The sequence below is a fragment of the Variovorax sp. P4_D9 genome (assembly GCF_056401695.1).
The window spans coordinates 1-701 of sequence record NZ_JBFUIU010001685.1; the positions used below are offsets into that span (position 1 = coordinate 1).

The window sequence follows — 701 nt, forward strand, 5'->3', positions numbered from 1 at the left end:
ACCAGGCATGGCTGCGTCTGTCGGCTCGATCATCTTCGTGGTCGTGGTGGTCGGCGGCATGGGTTCGCTGGCCGGCGCGTTCCTGGCATCCCTGCTCATCGGCGTGGTGCAGACCTTCGCGGTCGCGATGGACCAGTCGTTCGCGGGCGGACTTCAGGCCCTGGGCATGAGCGTCACCAGCCAGACCTTCGGCTACGAACTCCTCAGTCTCAAGATTTCGCAGGTTGCGCCCATCCTGCCGTACCTGTTCCTGGTGCTGATCCTGATTTTCCGGCCCAAGGGCCTGCTCGGCACCCGGGAGGATTGACGCATGACGACGTCTACTGTTTCCTACTATCGCTTCACGCCCTGGAACGTGGGCCGCGCCATCGTATGGACGCTGTTCGCGCTCCTGTTGCTGCTGGCGCCGATCCTGTTCCGCAGCAGCCTTGCACTGACCATGCTGTCGCAGATGGGCTATCTGGTCATCATCTGCCTGAGCTACAACATCCTGTTCGGACAGGGCGGAATGCTGAGCTTCGGACACGCCGTGTACACGGGCATGGGGGCCTTCATCGCCATTCATGCAATGAATCTGGCGACCCAGGGCAGCCTTCCCGTGCCGCTTGTGCTGATCCCGCTGGTCGGCGGACTGGGTGGCATGTTCTTCGCGGTCCTGCTGGGCTTCGTGACGACGAAGAAGTCCGGCACCACCTTTGCCA

Annotated in this window: 1 protein-coding gene and 1 pseudogene; both read left to right on the forward strand. The window is 62.5% G+C overall.

From position 1 onward, the window contains the following. Window positions 1-307: pseudogene (locus AC1DY5_RS57760) on the forward strand (branched-chain amino acid ABC transporter permease); the annotation flags it as partial. 3 nt (window positions 308-310) lie between these two features. After that, on the forward strand, window positions 311-701 hold a 391-nt coding region (locus AC1DY5_RS57765), incomplete at its 3' end, for an ABC transporter permease subunit (RefSeq protein WP_478123061.1).